The sequence below is a fragment of the Streptomyces sp. NPDC054872 genome, from assembly GCF_053610705.1.
The window spans coordinates 178,519-196,876 of the sequence record NZ_JBSGYY010000004.1 but is presented as its reverse complement, the minus strand read 5'-3'; the positions used below and the strand labels follow the sequence as shown (position 1 = coordinate 196,876).

The 18,358-nt window shown below is 70.8% G+C and carries 17 protein-coding genes; 8 read left to right on the top strand and 9 right to left on the bottom strand.

The window, feature by feature from the left end; all coding sequences use genetic code 11:
• Window positions 1–80 precede the first annotated feature (80 nt).
• The gene (locus ACWGIH_RS06745) at window positions 81–1,196 is read right to left on the bottom strand and encodes a ferritin-like domain-containing protein (protein ID WP_453444247.1); all 1,116 of its coding nucleotides are present in this window, start codon (window positions 1,194–1,196) and stop codon (window positions 81–83) included.
• 207 nt (window positions 1,197–1,403) lie between these two features.
• Here ACWGIH_RS06745 and ACWGIH_RS06740 point away from each other — a divergent pair, with 207 nt between their 5' ends.
• The 4 genes from ACWGIH_RS06740 to ACWGIH_RS06725 all read left to right on the top strand — a co-directional run bounded on the left by ACWGIH_RS06740 (window position 1,404) and on the right by ACWGIH_RS06725 (window position 4,786).
• Entirely contained in the window at window positions 1,404–2,342 is a 939-nt protein-coding gene (locus ACWGIH_RS06740) for an AurF N-oxygenase family protein (RefSeq protein WP_451206205.1), read from the top strand.
• A 59-nt stretch (window positions 2,343–2,401) separates the two neighbouring features.
• Window positions 2,402–3,130, top strand: a complete 729-nt coding sequence (locus ACWGIH_RS06735) for a TetR/AcrR family transcriptional regulator (RefSeq protein ID WP_453444246.1) — start codon at window positions 2,402–2,404, stop codon at window positions 3,128–3,130.
• A 33-nt stretch (window positions 3,131–3,163) separates the two neighbouring features.
• The gene (locus ACWGIH_RS06730) at window positions 3,164–3,442 is read left to right on the top strand and encodes a hypothetical protein (RefSeq protein ID WP_453444245.1); all 279 of its coding nucleotides are present in this window, start codon (window positions 3,164–3,166) and stop codon (window positions 3,440–3,442) included.
• Window positions 3,443–3,592: 150 nt separating this feature from the next.
• A complete protein-coding gene (locus tag ACWGIH_RS06725) occupies window positions 3,593–4,786 on the top strand; it encodes an NlpC/P60 family protein (protein ID WP_453444244.1) in 1,194 nt (397 codons plus the stop codon).
• Window positions 4,787–4,814: 28 nt separating this feature from the next.
• Here ACWGIH_RS06725 and ACWGIH_RS06720 read toward each other — a convergent pair whose 3' ends face one another.
• Genes ACWGIH_RS06720 through ACWGIH_RS06700 form a run of 5 tightly spaced genes read right to left on the bottom strand, consistent with a single transcriptional unit; the run spans window position 4,815 to window position 10,455 of the window.
• Entirely contained in the window at window positions 4,815–6,047 is a 1,233-nt protein-coding gene (locus tag ACWGIH_RS06720) for a styrene monooxygenase/indole monooxygenase family protein (RefSeq protein ID WP_453444243.1), read from the bottom strand.
• A gap of 41 nt (window positions 6,048–6,088) precedes the next feature.
• A complete protein-coding gene (locus ACWGIH_RS06715; protein WP_365820479.1) occupies window positions 6,089–6,718 on the bottom strand; it encodes a GTP-binding protein in 630 nt (209 codons plus the stop codon).
• Window positions 6,699–7,103 (bottom strand): DUF742 domain-containing protein, encoded by a 405-nt coding sequence (locus tag ACWGIH_RS06710; RefSeq protein ID WP_363271471.1) that lies wholly within the window; start codon window positions 7,101–7,103, stop codon window positions 6,699–6,701. Before ACWGIH_RS06710 ends, ACWGIH_RS06715 begins: the two co-directional genes overlap by 20 nt.
• On the bottom strand, window positions 7,100–7,627 hold the full coding sequence (locus ACWGIH_RS06705) for a roadblock/LC7 domain-containing protein (protein WP_453444241.1): 528 nt from the start codon (window positions 7,625–7,627) through the stop codon (window positions 7,100–7,102). The genes ACWGIH_RS06710 and ACWGIH_RS06705 overlap by 4 nt, the downstream gene beginning before the upstream one ends.
• Window positions 7,628–7,635: 8 nt before the next feature.
• A complete protein-coding gene (locus tag ACWGIH_RS06700; RefSeq protein ID WP_453444240.1) occupies window positions 7,636–10,455 on the bottom strand; it encodes a sensor histidine kinase in 2,820 nt (939 codons plus the stop codon).
• A 356-nt stretch (window positions 10,456–10,811) separates the two neighbouring features.
• On the opposite strand from ACWGIH_RS06700, the gene ACWGIH_RS06695 reads away from it, so the two are divergent.
• A complete protein-coding gene (locus tag ACWGIH_RS06695) occupies window positions 10,812–11,657 on the top strand; it encodes a protein phosphatase 2C domain-containing protein (protein ID WP_453444238.1) in 846 nt (281 codons plus the stop codon).
• 38 nt (window positions 11,658–11,695) lie between these two features.
• Here ACWGIH_RS06695 and ACWGIH_RS06690 read toward each other — a convergent pair whose 3' ends face one another.
• Entirely contained in the window at window positions 11,696–12,184 is a 489-nt protein-coding gene (locus ACWGIH_RS06690) for a MarR family winged helix-turn-helix transcriptional regulator (protein WP_453444236.1), read from the bottom strand.
• 280 nt (window positions 12,185–12,464) lie between these two features.
• Between ACWGIH_RS06690 and ACWGIH_RS06685 the strand changes: the two genes are divergently transcribed.
• Window positions 12,465–13,307 (top strand): lysozyme, encoded by an 843-nt coding sequence (locus tag ACWGIH_RS06685; RefSeq protein ID WP_453444235.1) that lies wholly within the window; start codon window positions 12,465–12,467, stop codon window positions 13,305–13,307.
• 72 nt (window positions 13,308–13,379) lie between these two features.
• Here ACWGIH_RS06685 and lon read toward each other — a convergent pair whose 3' ends face one another.
• On the bottom strand, window positions 13,380–15,803 hold the full coding sequence (lon, locus tag ACWGIH_RS06680) for an endopeptidase La (RefSeq protein WP_453444234.1): 2,424 nt from the start codon (window positions 15,801–15,803) through the stop codon (window positions 13,380–13,382).
• Between the two features lie 108 nt (window positions 15,804–15,911).
• Window positions 15,912–16,676, bottom strand: coding sequence for a rhomboid-like protein (locus tag ACWGIH_RS06675; RefSeq protein WP_453444233.1), 765 nt, complete (start codon window positions 16,674–16,676; stop codon window positions 15,912–15,914).
• A gap of 164 nt (window positions 16,677–16,840) precedes the next feature.
• Here ACWGIH_RS06675 and ACWGIH_RS06670 point away from each other — a divergent pair, with 164 nt between their 5' ends.
• Window positions 16,841–17,545, top strand: coding sequence for a spermidine synthase (locus tag ACWGIH_RS06670; RefSeq protein ID WP_453444231.1), 705 nt, complete (start codon window positions 16,841–16,843; stop codon window positions 17,543–17,545).
• Window positions 17,546–17,610: 65 nt separating this feature from the next.
• Window positions 17,611–18,351: a response regulator transcription factor gene (locus ACWGIH_RS06665; RefSeq protein WP_055555160.1), complete on the top strand. Its 741-nt coding sequence runs from the start codon at window positions 17,611–17,613 to the stop codon at window positions 18,349–18,351.
• The last annotated feature ends 7 nt before the right edge of the window (window positions 18,352–18,358 follow it).

Below are 18,358 nucleotides of genomic sequence, written 5' to 3'. Positions count from 1 at the left end.
CTTGCCTGATACGGCCAGCGTACCCAGCGAGTACCCCGGATCGCCCGCCCATCGAGTGGCCCCCGAACGCCGCGTTGACCTCAGCCCGCGCCACCCGAGCCGCCCGAGGCGATCATCTCCTCGACCTCCGCCACCCGTTCACCCTCCTCCGCCGCGAATCGTTCCGCGTCCAGTTTCTCGGCGATCTCCTCGTCCTGGGCCATCAGCTGGTCGAGGTTGGCGTTGCCCATCTCGAACACGCCCATGTCGACGTACGCCTCCTGGAGGCGCTTGCCCCACAGGCCGATGTCCTTGACGCACGGGACGATGCGGCTGAAGAGCAGCTGCCGGAAGAGGGCGAGGAACTCGGAGTTCTCGCTGCACTCCTCGGCCTCCGCCTTCGGGATGCCGAAGTTCTCCAGGACCTCGACGCCGCGAAGGCGGTCACGCATCAAGTAGCAGCCCTCGATGACGAATTCCTCGCGCTCGCGCAGTTCCGCGTCGGAGAGCTGCTGGTAGTAGTCCCGCAGCGCCATGCGGCCGAAGGCCACGTGCCGGGCCTCGTCCTGCATGACGTACGCGAGGATCTGCTTCGGCAGCGGCTTGTCCGTCGTGTCGCGGATCATGCCGAAGGCGGCGAGCGCGAGGCCCTCGATGAGGACCTGCATGCCGAGGTAGGGCATGTCCCAGCGGGAGTCGCGCAGGGTGTCGCCGAGCAGCGACTGGAGGTTGTCGTTGATCGGGTAGAGCATGCCGATCTTGTCGTGCAGGAAGCGGCCGTAGACCTCGGCGTGCCGCGCCTCGTCCATGGTCTGGGTCGCGGAGTAGAACTTCGCGTCCAGGTCGGGCACGGACTCCACGATGCGCGCCGCGCACACCATCGCGCCCTGCTCGCCGTGCAGGAACTGGCTGAACTGCCAGGAGGCGTAGTGCTTGCGCAGTTCGCCCTTGTCGCGGTCGGTCATCTTGTCCCAGTGACGGGTGCCGTAGAGCGACATGGACTCGTCGGGGGTGCCCAGGGGGTCGTACGGGTCGACCTCCAGATCCCAGGCGATGCGCTTGGCACCGTCCCACTGCTTGTCCTTGCCCTTCTGGTAGAGGGCGAGCAGCCGGGCACGGCCTTCGTCGTACTCCCAGCTGAAGCGGGCCGCGCCGTTCGCCGGTATCTGCCAGATGTTTCCGTCCGGGGCGTGCGTGTAGAGCTCATGCGTGGACACTGACGGCTCCTAGGTAAGTGGCCTCGTTCTCTCCGTCGTCCCCCCGTGCTGTTTTCGACTGCTGTGTACCGGTTGGTAGTTGGAAGGCTCACACGTTCGTAGACGTGGGGTCAACAAGTCGCGCACAAGGGATTGACGCCCTTGCTGACAAGCAGTCTCATAATTCGTGACCGCCGGTAACTCTGACGACGAGGCAGGGGCAGAGTCATGACGACCACCACGGAGGACGCGGCGATCGAGGGGCTGCGGGACGCGCTGGGAGCGCTCAAGGACCGTGAGCAGGTGGCCGAGCGGCTCCTCGACTCCTCCGCCAAGCACTCCTTCGACCCCGACAAGGAGCTGGACTGGGAGGCGCCCTTCGAGGAGGGCAAGTGGTTCTGGCCCCCGGAGCTGCTGTCCCTGTACGGCACGCCGATGTGGCGGCGGATGAGCGAGGAGCAGCGCATCGCGCTCTCCCAGCACGAGGCCGCCGCGCTCGCCTCGCTCGGCATCTGGTTCGAGCTGATCCTCATGCAGCTGCTCGTACGGCACATCTACGACAAGCCGGCCACGAGCGCGCACGTGCGGTACGCCCTGACCGAGATCGAGGACGAGTGCCGGCACTCGAAGATGTTCGCGCGCCTGATCACCCGCGGGGACACCCCCTACTACCCGGTCAGCGCCGTGCACCGGAACCTGGGCCGCCTCTTCAAGACCATCTCGACGACACCGGGTTCGTTCACGGCGACGCTGCTCGGCGAGGAGATCCTCGACTGGATGCAGCGCCTGACGTTCCCGGACGAGCGCGTCCAGACCCTGGTGCGCGGTGTCACGCGGATCCACGTGGTGGAGGAGGCGCGCCATGTCCGGTACGCCCGTGAGGAGCTGCGCCGCCAGATGGTGACGGCGCCGCGCTGGTCGCAGGAGTTCACCCGCCTCACCTCGGGTGAGTTCGCCCGCGTCTTCTCCATCGCCTTCATCAACCCCGAGGTCTACACGAACGTCGGCCTGGACAAGCGCGAGGCCATGGCCCAGGTCAAGGCGAGCGCCCACCGCCGCGAGATCATGCAGACAGGGGCCAAGCGCCTCACGGACTTCTTGGACGACATCGGGGTGCTGCGGGGCGCCGGGCGGCGGCTGTGGAAGAGCTCTGGACTTCTGGCGTAACGAAGAGGGTACGCAGGGTTCCGGGGCGCTTGTTCGAAAGGGCGGATACGCTGCGGGGCATGACCTCGCCTGCTCCCACCCGCGCGTACCGGCGCCTCAGTGTCGAAGAGCGGCAGCGGCAGCTCAAGGAGGCCGCCCTGTCCCTCTTCGCGGTGCGCGCACCCGACGAGGTCTCCCTCGACGACGTCGCGGAGGCGGCCGGAGTCTCCCGGCCGCTCGTCTACCGCTACTTCCCGGGCGGCAAGCAGCAGTTGTACGAGGCCGCGCTGCGCTCCGCCGCCGACGAGCTCGAGCAGTGCTTCGCCGAGCCCCCGGAGGGTCCGCTCACCCAGCGCCTCGCCAACGCGCTCGACCGCTACCTCGCCTTCGTGGACCAGCACGACGCGGGGTTCAGCGCGCTGCTCCAGGGCGGCAGCGTCGTGGAGACCTCGCGGACGACCGCCATCGTGGACGAGGTACGCAGGACGGCCGCCGAGCACATCCTGGCCCACCTGGAGGTCGTCGGCGCCACGGGCCCGCGGCTGCGGATGACCGTACGGATGTGGATCACCTCCGTCGAGGCGGCGTCCCTGATCTGGCTGGACGAGGAGAAGCAGCCGCCGCTCGACGAGCTGCGGGACTGGCTCGTCGAGCAGTTCATGGCGGTTCTCGTGGCCTCGGCCGGCCGCGACCCGCAGACCGCGGAGGCCGTACGGGGCGCACTGGCCATGGAGACGTCCGACGGCCCCGCGGGCTCGCTGGCCCGGCGGGTGCTTCCCGTGGTGAGCGACGCGGCGCACCTGCTGTGAGGCGCGGCGGCCGCCTGCTGTGACACTGGCCGGGTGAAGAGCGAAGACACCCCCTTCGTGGGCGGCCCCCTGGACGGACGCGTACTGCCCATCCTGCTCGGCCCGACCGGCCACCCCCCGAAGGTGTACCGGGTCCCGGTGCCGGACGAGGCGGGCGGACCGGCGACCGTGCTGGTGTACCGCCGGGTGGCCAGGGCCGGGGGCAAGCGGCTCGGCCTGCACCAGGGCTGGACGTACGAGTACGACCCGGAGGGCGACAAGGCCGGGCCCGGCCTGAAGTGGCCGTGGTCGAAGCCGGGCGGGGCGACCTGAGCCTCGGCTCCGCAAGGGCGGCGCGCCGTCGGGCCCTGGACGAGTGACCGCATTGCGCCAACCCGCGCACCTTCCGGAGGCGGGCCGCGCCGGGGCCGCTGATGCTCGCGGTGCGGGGCGGAGCCGCCGCCGCGCGCCGGAGGTGATGGCATGTCAGGCAGGCTGCTGCGATGGGTCGGTACGGGTGTGGTGGTCGGCGCTCTGCTGGCGCCGGCCTCCCCGGCGTACGCCGAACCGGGGCCGGACGACACCACCGAGCGCCCGGTGGCCGAGCTCCTGAGGGACCTTCAGGAGCTGTACCGGAAGGCCGAGGAGTCGACGGAGACGTACAACGCGGCCGCGGAGAAGCTGAAGGAGCAGCGCGCCGAGGTCACCCGTCTGAACGGCAGCCTGGCCCGCGCCCGCACCTCGGTCCGCGACAGCCGGGTCGCGGCGGGCCGTTTCGCCCGCCAGCAGTACCAGGGCAGGACGGAGATCTCCCCCTACGTACGCCTGCTCCTCGCCCGCGACCCACAGCGGGCCCTCGACCAGGGCCATGTGATCGGGCGGGCGGCGGCGGAGCGCGCCGCGACGGTGGATCGTCTGATCGGCGGCGAGCAGCGGGCCTCCGAGCTCGCGGCCTCGGCGAAGAGCGCCCTGAAGACCCAACTCTCCCTCGCCGAGCGGCAGAAGGAGGCCCGGGACACGGTCAAGGGGCAGCTGAAGGAGGTAGAGGAGCTCCTCGCCTCGCTGAGCACGGAGCAGCTGGCGGATCTCGCGCGGGCCGAGGAGGAGGGGATGGCCGCGGCGCAGCGAAGGTTCCTCGCGTCGGGCTCACTGGGCGACTCGGCGGGCGCGGAGGGGTCGGGGGGCGCAGAAGGCTCAGGGGGCTCCGCACCGTCACGGCCGCCGTCCCGGCACGGGGACGAGGCGCTCGACTACGCCGTGCGGCAGATCGGGAAGCCGTACAAGTGGGGCGCGGAGGGACCCAAGGCCTTCGACTGCTCGGGGCTGACCTCGCAGGCGTGGGCGGCGGCAGGGAAAACGATCCCCCGCACATCACAGGAGCAGTGGGCCCAGCTGCGCCGCGTCTCCCTGCGGAAACTGCGCCCGGGGGACCTGATCGTCTACTTCCGCAAGGCCACGCACGTGGCCCTCTACCTGGGCGACGGCATGGTCGTCCAGGCACCACGCCCCGGAGCGAAGGTCAAGGTCTCCCCCATCGCCGCTAACCCGGTCCTGGGCGCCGTACGCCCCGACCCCGCATCCAAGCCGATGAAGAACTACGTCCCCCCGAAGCTGCCGCGCGGGGCGATGAAGGGGGACGACGCGGGGTACGGCCGGGCGGGCGCGCCCACGAAGTGACACCGCCCGGCCGCACCGCGCGGCGGGATCAGCCCGTCAGGCCCTGCAGGTACGCGCCCGTCTTCTCGGGCTCGTAGAAGAAGTTCTCGAAGTCCGACGGGTCGTTGAAGCCGTTGGCGAAGCGGTCCGCGGCCGGCTGGAGTTGGCCTGCCGCGCCGATCAGGTTCAGGACGTGCTCCGGGGGCGGCGACAGCATCGCGTTCGTCCACTTGGTGACGTGCTGAGCCGTCTCCCAGTAGCGGTCGAACGCCGACTGCATCCACTCCTCGTCGAACGGCTTGTCGCCGTGCGAGACGATCGAGGAGAGGTATGAGGCGGCGCACTTCGAGGCCGAGTTGGAGCCCTGGCCCGTGATCGGGTCGTTGGCGACCACCACGTCCGCGACGCCGAGCACGAGGCCGCCGCCGGGCAGCCGGCCGATCGGCTTGCGCACGGTGGGCGCGTACCGGCCGCTCAACGTGCCGCCCGCGTCCGTGAGTTCGACCTTGGTCGCCCGCGCGTACTCCCACGGCGTGTACTTCTCGAGGAGTTCGAGGGTCAGCGCGAGGTGCTCCGAGGGGTCCTTGACGCCCTGGAAGACGTCCAGCGGGCCGCCCGGGACGCCCTCCCAGAAGAGGATGTCCGCGCGCCCCGACGTGGTGAGGGTCGGCATGACGAAGAGTTCACCGACGCCCGGCACGAGATTGCACCGCACCGCGTCGAACTCGGGGTGCTCGGGCCGCGGGCCCATCCCGTGGACGTACGCGACGGCCAGCGCGCGCTGCGGGGTGTCGTACGGGGAGCGGGAGGCGTCGCGCTCGAACATCGAGACGAGCTCGCCCTTGCCCGCGGAGACGAGCACCAGGTCGTACGTGCGGGAGAAGTAGTCGAGGTCGGAGACCGCCGCGCCGTGGATGACCAGCTGGCCGCCACGCTGCGCGAACGTCTCCATCCAGCCCGCCATCTTCACGCGCTGGTCGACGGACTGGGCGAAGCCGTCCAGCTTGCCGACCCAGTCGATCACGCGGGAGGAGTCGGGGCCCGCGACCGAGACGCCGAGGCCCTCGATCTTCGGGGCCTGCGACTCCCAGAAGTTCAGCTGGAGGTCGCGCTCGTGCTGCAGCGCCGTGTGGAACATGCACTGCGTGGACATCACACGCCCGGACCGGACCTCGTCCGCCGTGCGGTTGGACATCAGGGTAACCTCGTACCCCTGCGACTGGAGTCCGAGAGCGATCTGGAGCCCGGCCTGACCGGCTCCGACGACGAGTATCTTCCGCATGCGGCGTCTTCTCCTACGTGCTGAAAAGCTTAAGGTTAAAGCTATTCGGGGGTTGCTGCGAGGGCGTGGCCGACCAGGGAGAGCAGCGACTCGATCACCGAGATCCGCTGCCTCGCGTCCATGATGAGCACGGGTATGTGCGCCGGGATCGTCAGCGCCTCACGGACGTCCGCGGGCTCGAACTCCTCGGTGCCGTCGAAGTGGTTGACGGCCACGATGTACGGCAGGCCGCAGCTCTCGAAGTAGTCGAGCGCGGGGAAGCAGTCGGGGAGCCTGCGGGTGTCGGCGAGGACGACGGCGCCGATCGCGCCGCGCACCAGGTCGTCCCACATGAACCAGAAGCGCTGCTGCCCCGGCGTACCGAAGAGGTAGAGCACGAGGTCGTCGTCGAGCGTGATCCGGCCGAAGTCCATGGCGACCGTGGTCGTGGTCTTGTCCGGGGTCGACGTGAGGTCGTCCGTGTCCTCGCTCGCCTGCGTCATCAGCGCCTCCGTCTGGAGGGGCGTGATCTCGGAGACGGCGGTGACCAGCGTCGTCTTGCCGACGCCGAACCCGCCCGCGACCACGATCTTCGTCGCGATCGGGGCGCGGGTGCGGTCCGTCTGCCAGGCTTGCAGGTTCTCGTCCGGGTCGGGGCCCGGGATACGGAGGTCAGAGACGGCGGAGTCCACTGAGCACCCTTTCCAGCAGTGCGCGGTCCGGCTGTCCCGGGCCGTGGCCCGTTCCGTACACGCGGATCTTTCCCTGGTCTGCGAGGTCGCTGAGCAGTACGCGGACCACTCCGAGCGGCATCTTCAACAGCGCGGCGATCTCCGCGACCGTACGCATGCGGCGGCAGATCTCGACGATGGCCCGCAGCTCCGGCATGACGCGGGTGGAGAGGTTGCCCTGCGGCAGTTCGAGACGCTCCTCGGGGGCCTCGAGCGCGGCCACGAACGTCTCGACGAGCAGGACGTGGCCGAAGCGGGTGCGCCCGCCGGTGAGCGAGTACGGGCGCACTCGGGCGGGTTTGCGGTCGCCGCCCCGCTGGGGCAGCTTGCCGGGCTTACTGCTCATCGGACGCTCTCCATCGACTGGCGCAGCTCGCTGCGGAGTTCGGGGGTGAGGACATGCCCGGCGCGTCCGACGAAGAGCGCCATGTGGTACGCGACGACGCTCATGTCGCAGTCCGGGGTGGCGTGCACGCCGAGCAGCGAGCCGTCGCTGATCGACATGACGAAGAGGCTGCCCTCCTCCATCGCGACGACGGTCTGCTTGACGGCTCCCGCGTCCATCAGCTTGCCGGCGCCGATGCAGAGGGACCCGAGGCCGGACACGATGGTGGCGAGGTCGGCGCTGGAGCCCTTGGGTCCCGAACTGTTGTCCACCGCCTGCGCGTTGTTGCGCGCGGGGTCGGACGAGAGCAGCAGCAGGCCGTCGGAGGAGACCACCGCGACCGAAAGCAGCCCCGGCACCTCCTCCACGAGATTCGTCAGCAGCCAGTGCAGGTTGCGGGCTTCGCTGCTCAGTCCGAATCCGGCGGGAGTGCCGCCGGCGGTGGGGCTGGGTTTGCTGCCGGTGGAAGAACTGGGCGAGCGCATGGGCGCAGTCAACTGCTTGCCTCCTCGACTGTGTCCCCCATGTTTTTGGTCTCTTCGTTACGTTCGGTCAGCTCGGCCTCTACGTCGCGACGGCCGCTGATGGCCCCCTGGTGAAACCCTCCGAGGCGCTTGCGCAGCGCCTCGGCGTCGACGGAGCCGCTGCGCGCCTTGGGCACGGTGGGCTCGGGCGCGGAGATCTTCGGCGTGCGCTTGGGAAGCCCCTTGTCGGTGACGCGCTCCCACTTGGGGGCGGGGGCGGGCTCGGCTTCGGGCTCGGCTTCGGGCTCGGCTTCGACTTCGGCTTCGGTCGCGGGAGCCTCGGCTTCCGGAGCTTCCGGCTCCTCCGGGGCGGGCGGAACGGCGAGTTCCATGGTCGTCTCGGCCGAAACCTCGGGCGCGGCATCCACGTCCGCGTCCACCTCCGCGTCCCGCACCGTCCGCTCGGCGGCCGCGATCAGCGGATCCTCACCGGCGGACGTGGACACCACCGCGGCAGGACCGGCCGAACGCCCCGGCAGCACGTTGGAGTTCGCCTCGGCCTCGGACCCGGGCAGATGCACCGCGGGCGCGGCCCCGGCCACCGGAACGCCGACCGGCGGAGCGCCCACCGCGGGTGCCGCGGCGAGGATCGCCTTCGGCAGGACCACGACCGCCGCGACACCGCCCTGCTTCTGCTCGCGCAGCCGGACCCGCGCCCCGTGCCGCGCGGCGAGCCGGGCCACGACGTAGAGGCCGAGCCCGAGTCCGTCCCCGCTCTCCTGGTCGTACGCGTCGTCGGGACGGAAGTCCGCGAGGCGGGAGTTGAGCTCCTCCATGCGGTCCTCGGTGACCCCTATGCCCTCGTCCTGCACGGAGAGCATGACCTCGCCGCTCTCCAGGAGCCAGCCCGAGACCTCCACGGAGGCGTCCGGCGGCGAGAACGAGGTCGCGTTCTCCAGGAGCTCGGCGACCAGGTGGCTGATGTCGTCGGCGGCGAAGCCCGCGACATGCGCGTGCGGCGGCAGCGTGGCGATGCGCACCCGCTCGTACCGCTCGATCTCGCTGACGGCGGCGCGTACGACGTCGACCAGCGGGACGGGGCCCGGGTGCTGGTGGCCGTGCTCGGCACCGGCGAGGACCAGGAGGTTCTCGCTGTGGCGGCGCATGACCGTGGCGAAGTGGTCGAGCTTGAAGAGCGTGGCGAGGCGGTCGGGGTCCTGCTCGCGGTCCTCCAGGTTCTCGATGACGGCGAGCTGCCGCTCGACGAGGCCGAGGGTGCGCAGCGCCAGGTTGACGAACGTGCCGTGGATGGACTGCCGGACCCGCTCCAGGTGGGCGGACGCCTCGGCCAGTTCGGCGCGCAGCGTCTCCCGCTCGTCGGCCATGGACTGGCGCCGGCCGATGAGGTGCTTGCGGTCGGCCTCAAGGGTGGTGAGGCGCTCCGTGAGGGCCGCCGCGTGCTCGTGCAGCGCGTTGACGGACCGTACGACCTGGGCGAACTCGTCGTCGCGGCCCGTGAAGCGGATCGGCTCCTGGGGCGCGGGCTCATGGGCGAGGCGGGCCGAGCCGATGCGCAGGACGGCGAGCGGGCGGGTCAGGCTGCGGGCCATGGCCATGGAGACGCCGACGGCCACGAGCAGCGTGACGCCGACGAGCGCGACGCGGATCTCGAGGGCCGTCACGTCGTCGTCGCGCAGGTCGGTGAGGTTCTTGGTGCGCTGCACCATGAGCGCGGACTCGGCGCCGCGCATCATCTCGATGCGGGCGGAGAGCGCGGCGTCGAGCTTCTCGCGGTCGAAGGCGAGCTCGGCGGTGGAGAGCGTGGGCTGGTCGGTGAGGCGGGTGAGGTACTTCTCGGCCGTGGTCACCTCGTGGCCCGTGACCGTCGAGTCGTACGTCGTGCGGGCGCGGTCCGTGGCCGCGTCCCGGAAGTCGGCGAGGGAGGCCTGCGCGCGTACGTGGGCCTGCTGGCCGGCGGCGCTGAGGGCGTCGCGGCTCTTGCCGGCGGCGGGCGACTCGTCGACCACCGTGGTGGGAAGCCCGGTCACGGGGTCGATGCTCGTGCTCGTCTCCGTGGAGCGCGGGACGGCGAGGGTGGCGAGGAGCAGGCCGCGGGCGCTCGCCGCCTGTTCGACGGCGTGGTCCAGGTCGGCGAGCGCGTAGGCCCCGGAGCCCGCGCGGGGCGGGGTCTCCTCGGCGAGTTCGCGGGTGAGGCCGTGCAGTTCGGTGATGACCTTCGAGTACGCCGTGTGGGCTTCCAGGGCGCTGCTCTTGCCGGTGAGCGCCGCTCGGCGTACGGCCCCGATGTCGGAGAGGTCCTTGCGCAGTGCGGCCGGGGCGTCGGCCGTGCGCAGCTCCTCGATCTGGCGGTCCACGCGGGCGCTGCGGCTTTCGGAGAGCCCCTTGCCCTGCGGGCGGCCCGCGGCGATGAACGAGGTGACCTGGTCGCGCTCGTCGGCCAGCGAGTGGCCCAGGGACACCGCGTCCTGGGTGCGCTCGGCGAGGGTCACCAGCTGCTGTGCGTCGCTCAGTTGCCCGGAGGCGGCGATGACGGCGGGCGCTCCGGCGCCGGCGATCGCGGCGGCCACGACGGCGACGGCGACGATGAGCCGGTTGCGCACGCGCGCGGTGGGCTTGGAGTTGACCGATTTCACGGGCTTGGCGGGCTTCGAGCCGTCAGGAGGGGCCACCGCGGGGGCGGTGTGTTCTCCCGCCGCCTGCTCGGGGTTCTCTCCCGCTGTGGGCTCGGGCGAACGCTCCGAGGGGGTGGTCGCGCCCGGCGTGGCCCCTTCGGGAGCCGTCTGCTTGCCCTTGCGCCCAGGCCGCATCTTCTGCACCGGTGCTCGCATTCTTGTTTTCCGTCTGCCCATGGGCCCGGGTGACGATCCGTCAACACACGCGCCCCCCGGTACGGCTCCAGACCCTTCCAGTGCCGATGGGTGGCAGTCGTGCATCACATGCCTGGCCACCCGAAGGAGTGAACATCGGCGGGGAGTTGGCGAGCAAGTCCCGCCGCGGGCCGAAAGTCCCGGTCACGGTGCGCCGGTTGGACGTCGACCGCAGGCTTTGGCAGGATGCGCCGCCACACGCCGCCGGAAGCGATTATTCCGACTGAAATCCGGCGTCTGACCTGCTGGTCCGGGCCAACCCCCGTTGTTTTGCGCCTTCCGGACGGCCTTGTGAAGGCCTCGTGCAGACTGGCCGGATGCGTATCGAACTCGCCACCGAGCCCGGAGACCCCGCGCGCCCCAACGAGGACTATGCCGCGGTGATCCTTCCCGCAGCCGGACAGGGCGGATCGCTCGTCCTTCTGGATGGGGTGACTCCGCCTGCCGGGGATGACGGCTGTCTGCATTCCGTCCCTTGGTTCACGGCGCGACTTGGCGGCGCACTGGGAGAACTGTCCGTTTCGCGACGGGATATGACGCTCTCCGAGATTCTCGCGGCGGCGATCGTGCGCACCGCGGAAGCCCATGATCAGACTTGTGACCTTTCTCACCCGCGTACGCCTCAGGCAACCGTGATTCTGGTGCGTTGGGACGACGAGCGGGTCGAGCATCTCGTCCTGTCCGACTCCGCGCTCCTGGTGGCGGGCCCGGACGGGCGCGTCACGCCGGTGCTCGACGCACGCCTCGCGGAACTGCCCCCGAGGATTCGCGCCATGCGCGACGCGGTCCGCGCGCTGCCGCGCGGCACCGCCGAGCGCGAGGAGGCGGGCCGGGCGTACGGCGCCGCCGTCGAGGCCCTGCGGAACGCGGAGGACGGCTTCTTCACCGCGGCCGCCGATCCGTCGGCCGCCGCGCGTGCGGTCACCGGTACCTGGCCGCGCGCCGAGGTGACAGCGGTGGCGGCCCTCACGGACGGCGTCGGCCGCTGGGTCGAGACGTTCCGGGAGGGCGACTGGGCGGAGTGCTTCGCGCTGTTGCGCAAGGACGGCCCGCAGCGCCTCGTGGACCGGGTGCGGGAGCTGGAGCGCGCGGACCCCGAGGGCGTCATGTTCCCGCGGGGCAAGCTGCATGACGACGCGGCGGTGGTCTACGCGGAGCTGTGACCCGGCGACGCCCACGGCAATCGGGGGACGGCGGCCCGTCAGGACTCCGGCGACTCGTTCAGCTGCCGCAGCAGGCGGGCAAGCTCCGCGACCTCCGTGCGGTCCCACCCGGCCAGCTTGCGCACGTACCGCTCCCGCCGCCCCGCCCGCACCGTACGGAACCGCGTGCCGCCCTCCGTCGTGAGGTGGACCAGCCAGGCCCTGCCGTCGGCGGGATCGGGCTCGCGGGCGACGAGCCCCAGTTCCTCGAGGGCCCGCAGCTGGCGGCTCATCGTCGCCTTGCCGACGCCGATGTACGCCGCGAGGTCGGTGGCCCGCTGCGGGCCCGAGTCGTCGAGGCAGACCAGGAGTCCGTACGCGGCCGGCTCCAGGTCCGGGTGGACCTGACGCGCCATCTCGCCGGACGAGGCTCGCGCCCGGCGCAGGAGCAGCGACAACTCGCGCTCCAGGGAGAGGAACTCACGGTCGACCCCCCTGTTCACGTCGACGCCGCCGTCGTTCTCGCCCTCGTGCACTTCAGCACCCATGGCACGCTTTCTTTCCGGATCAGAGAAGTTTTCCGCCCCGCACGGCGGCAGACATCCGCGTCGGCCCATCGCCGCAGCTCGACCAGTATTTCGTAACGCCCCGACGGCCCACGCCGAGGACACCGCCGCTGGAGTAGACCAACGGCAGACACCGGACCCCCTTCCCAGCCCCGGGTCTACGTGCGTAGCGTCGTACATGACATGTTCACACCACGAGCATTGTCGACAGGTCCCCCCACGAGCTCCATCGAGCTCAATCGAGGCCTACGGAGGCACGCCCATGCCCGTGCACAGACCCGGAAAGCCCCGCCGCTCCCGCTGGTCGGCGGCCGCAATCCTGCTCTCAGTCCTCTCCGCCCTCTCCCTCCTCCTCACCCTGCCGGGCGCCGCGCAGGCCGCCGGCGACGACGACGCCCCCGCCCGCGGCTCCGCCCGGATGGGACAGGGCGTCGTCGAGCACGACGGGCAGGGCAGTCTGCCGCCCAGCGGCGACGCCGTACAGACCGAAGGCGTCGACGTCAGCAGCCATCAGGGCAACGTCGCCTGGTCGACGCTCTGGAACAGCGGCGTGAAGTGGTCCTACGTCAAGGCGACCGAGGGCACGTACTACAAGAACCCGTACTTCGCCCAGCAGTACAACGGTTCGTACAACGTGGGCATGATCCGCGGCGCCTACCACTTCGCGACGCCCGACACCTCCGGCGGCGCCGCCCAGGCCAACTACTTCGTGGACAACGGCGGCGGCTGGTCGCGCGACGGCAGGACGCTGCCGGGCGCCCTGGACATCGAGTGGAATCCGTACGGGGCGGCCTGCTTCGGCAAGTCCCAGTCCGCGATGGTCACCTGGATCCGGGACTTCCTGAACCAGTACAGGGCGCGCACCGGCCGGCACGCGGTGATCTACACGGCCACCAGCTGGTGGAAGCAGTGCACCGGAAACTACGGCGGCTTCGCGGTCAACAACCCGCTGTGGATCGCGCGTTACAACACCTCGCCGGGTGAGCTGCCCGCCGGATGGGGCTTCCACACGATGTGGCAGTACACCTCGACGGGCCCGACGGTCGGGGACCACAACAAGTTCAACGGCGCGCTCGACAGGGTCGTGGCGCTCGCCAACGGCTGAGTACGCCCCGCTCGGCACGCAGGCCCGGGACCCCTCGCGGGGCCCCGGGCCTGTGCCTACCGGCCACCTCCGTCACGCGGCGGCCGGAACCCTCACCTCGGCCTCCGTCAGGGCCAGTTCGAGCACCTGGCGGACGTCCGTCACCGGGTGCACGTCCAGCTTCTGCAGGATCTCGGCCGGGACGTCGTCCAGGTCGGCCTCGTTCCGCTTTGGGATGATCACCGTGGTGATCCCGGCGCGGTGCGCGGCGAGCAGCTTCTGCTTGACGCCGCCGATCGGCAGGACGCGCCCGGTCAGCGAGACCTCACCGGTCATGGCCACATCCGTACGGACCAGACGGCCGCTGAGCAGCGACGCGAGAGCGGTCGTCATGGTGACGCCCGCGCTCGGCCCGTCCTTGGGGACCGCGCCCGCCGGGAAGTGGATGTGCACGCCGCGTTCCTTCAGGTCGGCGACGGGCAGCTCCAGTTCGGCGCCGCGCGAGCGCAGGAAGGAGAGCGCGATCTGGGCGGACTCCTTCATCACGTCGCCGAGCTGACCGGTCAGGGTGAGGCCCGCGGCGCCGGTCTCCGGATCGGCGAGCGACGCCTCGACGAACAGGACGTCGCCTCCCGCGCCGGTGACCGCGAGCCCGGTCGCCACGCCCGGTACCGCCGTGCGCCGCTCGGCCGGGTCCTGCGCCGACTCGGGCACGTGGTGCGGGCGTCCGATCAGGCCGCGCAGGTCGTCCTCGCCGACGGTGAACGGCAACTCCTGCTCGCCCAGTTCGTGCTTGGCCGCGACCTTGCGGAGCAGCCGCGCCACGGACCGCTCCAGGTTCCGCACGCCCGCTTCCCGGGTGTACTCCCCCGCGAGCTTGCGCAGCGCGCTCTCGTCCAGGGTCACCTCGTCCGTCTCCAGACCGGCCCGCTCCAGCTGGCGCGGGAGGAGGTGGTCACGGGCGATGACGACCTTCTCGTCCTCGGTGTACCCGTCGAGCCTGACCAGCTCCATACGGTCGAGCAGGGCCTCGGGGATGGATTCGAGGACGTTCGCCGTCGCCAGGAACACCACGTCGCTGAGGTCGAGCTCGACCTCCAGGTAGTGGTCGCGGAAGGTGTGGTTCTGCGCCGGGTCGAGGACTTCGAGGAGCGCCGCGGCCGGGTCGCCGCGGAAGTCGGAGCCCACCTTGTCGATCTCGTCGAGGAGCACCACCGGGTTCATGGACCCGGCCTCCTTGATGGCCCGCACGATGCGGCCGGGCAGCGCCCCCACGTACGTACGCCGGTGTCCGCGGATCTCCGCCTCGTCGCGTACGCCGCCGAGCGCGACCCGCACGAACTTGCGGCCCATAGCGTGCGCGACGCTCTCGCCGAGGCTGGTCTTTCCGACGCCGGGCGGACCCACCAGGGCGAGCACGGCACCGCCCCGACGGCCGCCGACGACCCCGAGGCCACGATCGGCGCGCCGCTTGCGCACCGCGAGGTACTCGGTGATGCGCTCCTTCACGTCTTCCAGACCGGCGTGCTCGGCGTCCAGGACGCTCTGGGCGCCCTTGATGTCGTACGCGTCCTCGGTGCGTTCGTTCCAGGGCAGTTCGAGGACGGTGTCGAGCCAGGTCCTGATCCAGGAGCCCTCGGGCGACTGGTCGCTGGAGCGCTCCAGCTTGTCGACCTCCTTGAGGGCGGCCTCGCGGACGTTCTCCGGCAGGTCGGCGGCCTCGACACGGGTGCGGTAGTCGTCGGACTCCTCGCCGTCCTTCTCACCGTTGATCTCGCGCAGCTCCTTGCGCACGGCGTCGAGCTGGCGCCGAAGGAGGAACTCACGCTGCTGCTTGTCGACACCTTCCTGGACGTCCTTGGCGATGGACTCGGCGACGTCCTGCTCGGCGAGGTGCTCGCGCAGCTGCTCGGTGGCGAGCTTGAGGCGGGCGACCGGGTCGCCGGTCTCCAGGAGCTCGATCTTCTGATCGGTGGAGAGGAAGGGCGAGTATCCGGAGTTGTCGGCAAGCGCGGAGACGTCGTCGATCTGCGTGACGCGGTCCACGACCTGCCAGGCGCCGCGCTTCTTCAGCCAGCTGGTGGCGAGCGCCTTGTACTCCTTGACGAGCTCGGTCACGGAGCCGGGCAGGGGGTCGGGCACGGTCTCGTCGACCTTGACGCCCTCCACCCAGAGCGCGGCACCGGGCCCGGTCGTCCCGGCGCCGATGCGCACGCGGCCACGGCCGCGGATCAGGGCGCCGGGGTCGCCGTCGGAGAGGCGGCCGACCTGCTCGACGGTGCCGAGGACGCCGGTCGCGGCGTACGTCCCGTCGATCCGCGGAACAAGAAGGACCTGCGGCTTGCTGCTCCCATCGGAACGGGCGGCAGCCTGGGCCGCCTCGACCGCGGCACGCACCTCGGTGTCGGACAGGTCGAACGGAACCACCATGCCGGGCAGGACAACCTCGTCGTCGAGCGGCAGCACGGGAAGTGTCAGCGGTGTGGACGGCTTCGACTCGGCGGACTCAGTAGTCATGATCTCCCCTTCGGCATTCAAGTTGAGCTATGTGGACTCAATGCTTGTGAGTTCATGGATGTTCCCCAAGGGGTGTTCGCTGTGAGCGATCACTTCGATACGAGGTGATCAGGCGGTCCCGCGCCACCGTCGTACCAGTGGCCATGTGGCGATGCCGATCGACAGGGCGAGCAAGTGGCCCCAGTTCGTCATCGGGTCCGTGAAGGCGATGAGGTCGTCGATCAGCATGCCGCCGAAGCCGGCGAGCACCAGCCATCGCAGCCATGGCCTGAAGAGCCCGGCCAGCGCGCCGACGCTCGCCGCGACACCGAAGCTGATGCCGTAGTCGAGGCGGTGCAGGGAGGTGTCGGGCAGGTGCCCCGCGAGGACCGAGAGGCCCACGGGGATCTCGGTCGCGAGGGTGGCCACGACATGGCCGAGGAGGAAGACGCCCGCCGTGCGCAGCGCGCCGATGCGGCGCTCGAGGGCCGTGAGGACCAGCAGGAAGCCGATCGCGTACGGCGACGCGATGCCGCCCGCGATCCACAGCGCGCTGGCCACCAGGACGAGCAGCGGCTGCTGCGTCAGGTGTGCGACGTCCGTGCTGGAGTGCCGGTGCAGGTCCGAGATCAGGGACGGGTCCGCGTACTGCGTCAGGAGCGACGTCAAGGCGAGGACCGCGGCGTAGCCGAACGTGAAGGGCGTACCCGTGGGGGTCGGCAGGACGCGCCGGAGGCGGGGGCGGAGGCGCCGACCGATCGAAGCCGTCTCGCGGGCGGCCGCCTCGGGGGCGGTCGCTCCGGGCGCGCGGTCCCGTTGTCGCGGGATGCCGTCCAGGCCGGGCGGGGCCGTCTCCTCGGGCGCCGTGGGGGCGGCCGACGCGCTCGGGTCCAAGGTGAGACGCTCCTTCCGTCATGTCCACCCTTTGCCGATCTTTCCGGCACTGTCTATGACCCGTGCCACGCCCCGCGCCACGTGAGACACGAATCACAGCAACCCGCGAGGCCGTATCCGCGTCCGCCCCGAACCGCGCCCCCGGCGGTCATACCCTGACCGCCATGCACACCCACACCACCGCCCCCGTCGTCATCGACCGGCGCGAGGGGCCGTACGGCGAAGTCGTACTGCGGCGCCACGGTGCGCTTCTGCAGATCATCGCCAACGGCTGTTTCCTGATGGACACTTCGGACGGCCGGTCGGAGCGGCTGCTCGTCGACGCGGCGTACGACGCGCTGGACGACCCCCGGGAACCCGCCCTGCTCATCGGCGGCCTGGGCGTCGGCTTCTCCCTCGCCCACGCGGCGGCCGACCCGCGCTGGGGCCACATCACGGTCGTCGAGCGCGAGCAGGCCATCATCGACTGGCACCGCGCGGGCACGGACGCCCCGCTGGCCGCGCTCTCCGGCGCCGCGCTCGCCGATCCGCGCACCGAGATCCTGCACACAGACCTGGTGGCGCACCTCTCCGGCGCCGACGCCTCCGACGGCGCCCCGCGAACGTACGACGCGCTCTGCCTGGACATCGACAACGGGCCGGACTGGACGGTGACGGAGGACAACAACTCCCTCTATTCTCCGGCCGGTCTGGCGGCCTGTCAGGCTCGCCTCAACCCTGGCGGAGTGCTGGCCGTGTGGTCCGCCCAGCCCTCGTCCGCTTTCGACTTCGCTCTACGGAATGCCGGGTTCCAGTCGGTACGGACGGAAGAGATCCCCGTTGCCCGAGGCGTACCCGACGTGGTTCATCTCGGCGTATGCGCTGCGTAGCCGAGGTGCCTTCGCGACCCGTACCCTGCTGGTCGAACACAAGCGATCAGTGTCAGGGGCGGGCGATGGAGCAGACACACACCTCCCACAACGGTGCGACGGCGGCGATGCCAGGCGCTCAGCGCCGGGTTCTGGTGGTCGAGGACGACCCGACGATCGTCGACGCCATCGCCGCCCGGCTACGCGCCGAGGGTTTCGTAGTGCAAACGGCGGGCGACGGTCCTTCGGCGGTCGACACCGCACAGGCTTGGCAGCCCGATCTGCTGATCCTGGACATCATGCTGCCGGGCTTCGACGGGCTTGAAGTGTGCCGCCGGGTGCAGGCCCAGCGGCCGGTACCGGTCCTCATGCTGACGGCGCGCGACGACGAGACGGACATGCTGGTCGGTCTCGGTGTCGGTGCGGACGACTACATGACCAAGCCGTTCTCCATGCGGGAGCTCGCGGCCCGCGTGCACGTCCTGCTGCGCAGGGTCGAGCGTGCCGCCCTTGCCGCGACCACCCCGCGCAGCGGCATCCTGCGGCTCGGCGAGCTGGAGATCGACCACGCCCAGCGGCGGGTCAGGGTCCGCAGCGAGGACGTCCATCTGACGCCGACGGAGTTCGACCTGCTGGTCTGCCTGGCCAACACCCCGCGTGCGGTGCTCTCGCGCGAGCAGCTGCTCGCCGAGGTGTGGGACTGGGCGGACGCGTCGGGCACCCGGACCGTCGACAGCCACATCAAGGCCCTGCGCCGGAAGATCGGCGCCGAGCGGATCCGTACGGTGCACGGCGTCGGGTACGCCCTGGAGACCCCGACCCCCTGAGGTGAGC

Bases quoted from the DNA above. Each gene is read 5' to 3' on its own strand.
- ACWGIH_RS06740 (WP_451206205.1), top strand. From the start codon at position 1,404: ATGACGACCACCACGGAGGACGCGGCGATCGAGGGGCTGCGGGACGCG.
- ACWGIH_RS06735 (WP_453444246.1), top strand. From the start codon at position 2,402: ATGACCTCGCCTGCTCCCACCCGCGCGTACCGGCGCCTCAGTGTCGAA.
- ACWGIH_RS06725 (WP_453444244.1), top strand. From the start codon at position 3,593: ATGTCAGGCAGGCTGCTGCGATGGGTCGGTACGGGTGTGGTGGTCGGC.
- ACWGIH_RS06720 (WP_453444243.1), bottom strand. From the start codon at position 6,047: ATGCGGAAGATACTCGTCGTCGGAGCCGGTCAGGCCGGGCTCCAGATC.
- ACWGIH_RS06710 (WP_363271471.1), bottom strand. From the start codon at position 7,103: ATGAGCAGTAAGCCCGGCAAGCTGCCCCAGCGGGGCGGCGACCGCAAA.
- ACWGIH_RS06705 (WP_453444241.1), bottom strand. From the start codon at position 7,627: ATGCGCTCGCCCAGTTCTTCCACCGGCAGCAAACCCAGCCCCACCGCC.
- ACWGIH_RS06700 (WP_453444240.1), bottom strand. From the start codon at position 10,455: ATGCGAGCACCGGTGCAGAAGATGCGGCCTGGGCGCAAGGGCAAGCAG.
- ACWGIH_RS06695 (WP_453444238.1), top strand. From the start codon at position 10,812: ATGCGTATCGAACTCGCCACCGAGCCCGGAGACCCCGCGCGCCCCAAC.
- ACWGIH_RS06690 (WP_453444236.1), bottom strand. From the start codon at position 12,184: ATGGGTGCTGAAGTGCACGAGGGCGAGAACGACGGCGGCGTCGACGTG.
- ACWGIH_RS06685 (WP_453444235.1), top strand. From the start codon at position 12,465: ATGCCCGTGCACAGACCCGGAAAGCCCCGCCGCTCCCGCTGGTCGGCG.
- lon (WP_453444234.1), bottom strand. From the start codon at position 15,803: ATGACTACTGAGTCCGCCGAGTCGAAGCCGTCCACACCGCTGACACTT.
- ACWGIH_RS06670 (WP_453444231.1), top strand. From the start codon at position 16,841: ATGCACACCCACACCACCGCCCCCGTCGTCATCGACCGGCGCGAGGGG.
- ACWGIH_RS06665 (WP_055555160.1), top strand. From the start codon at position 17,611: ATGGAGCAGACACACACCTCCCACAACGGTGCGACGGCGGCGATGCCA.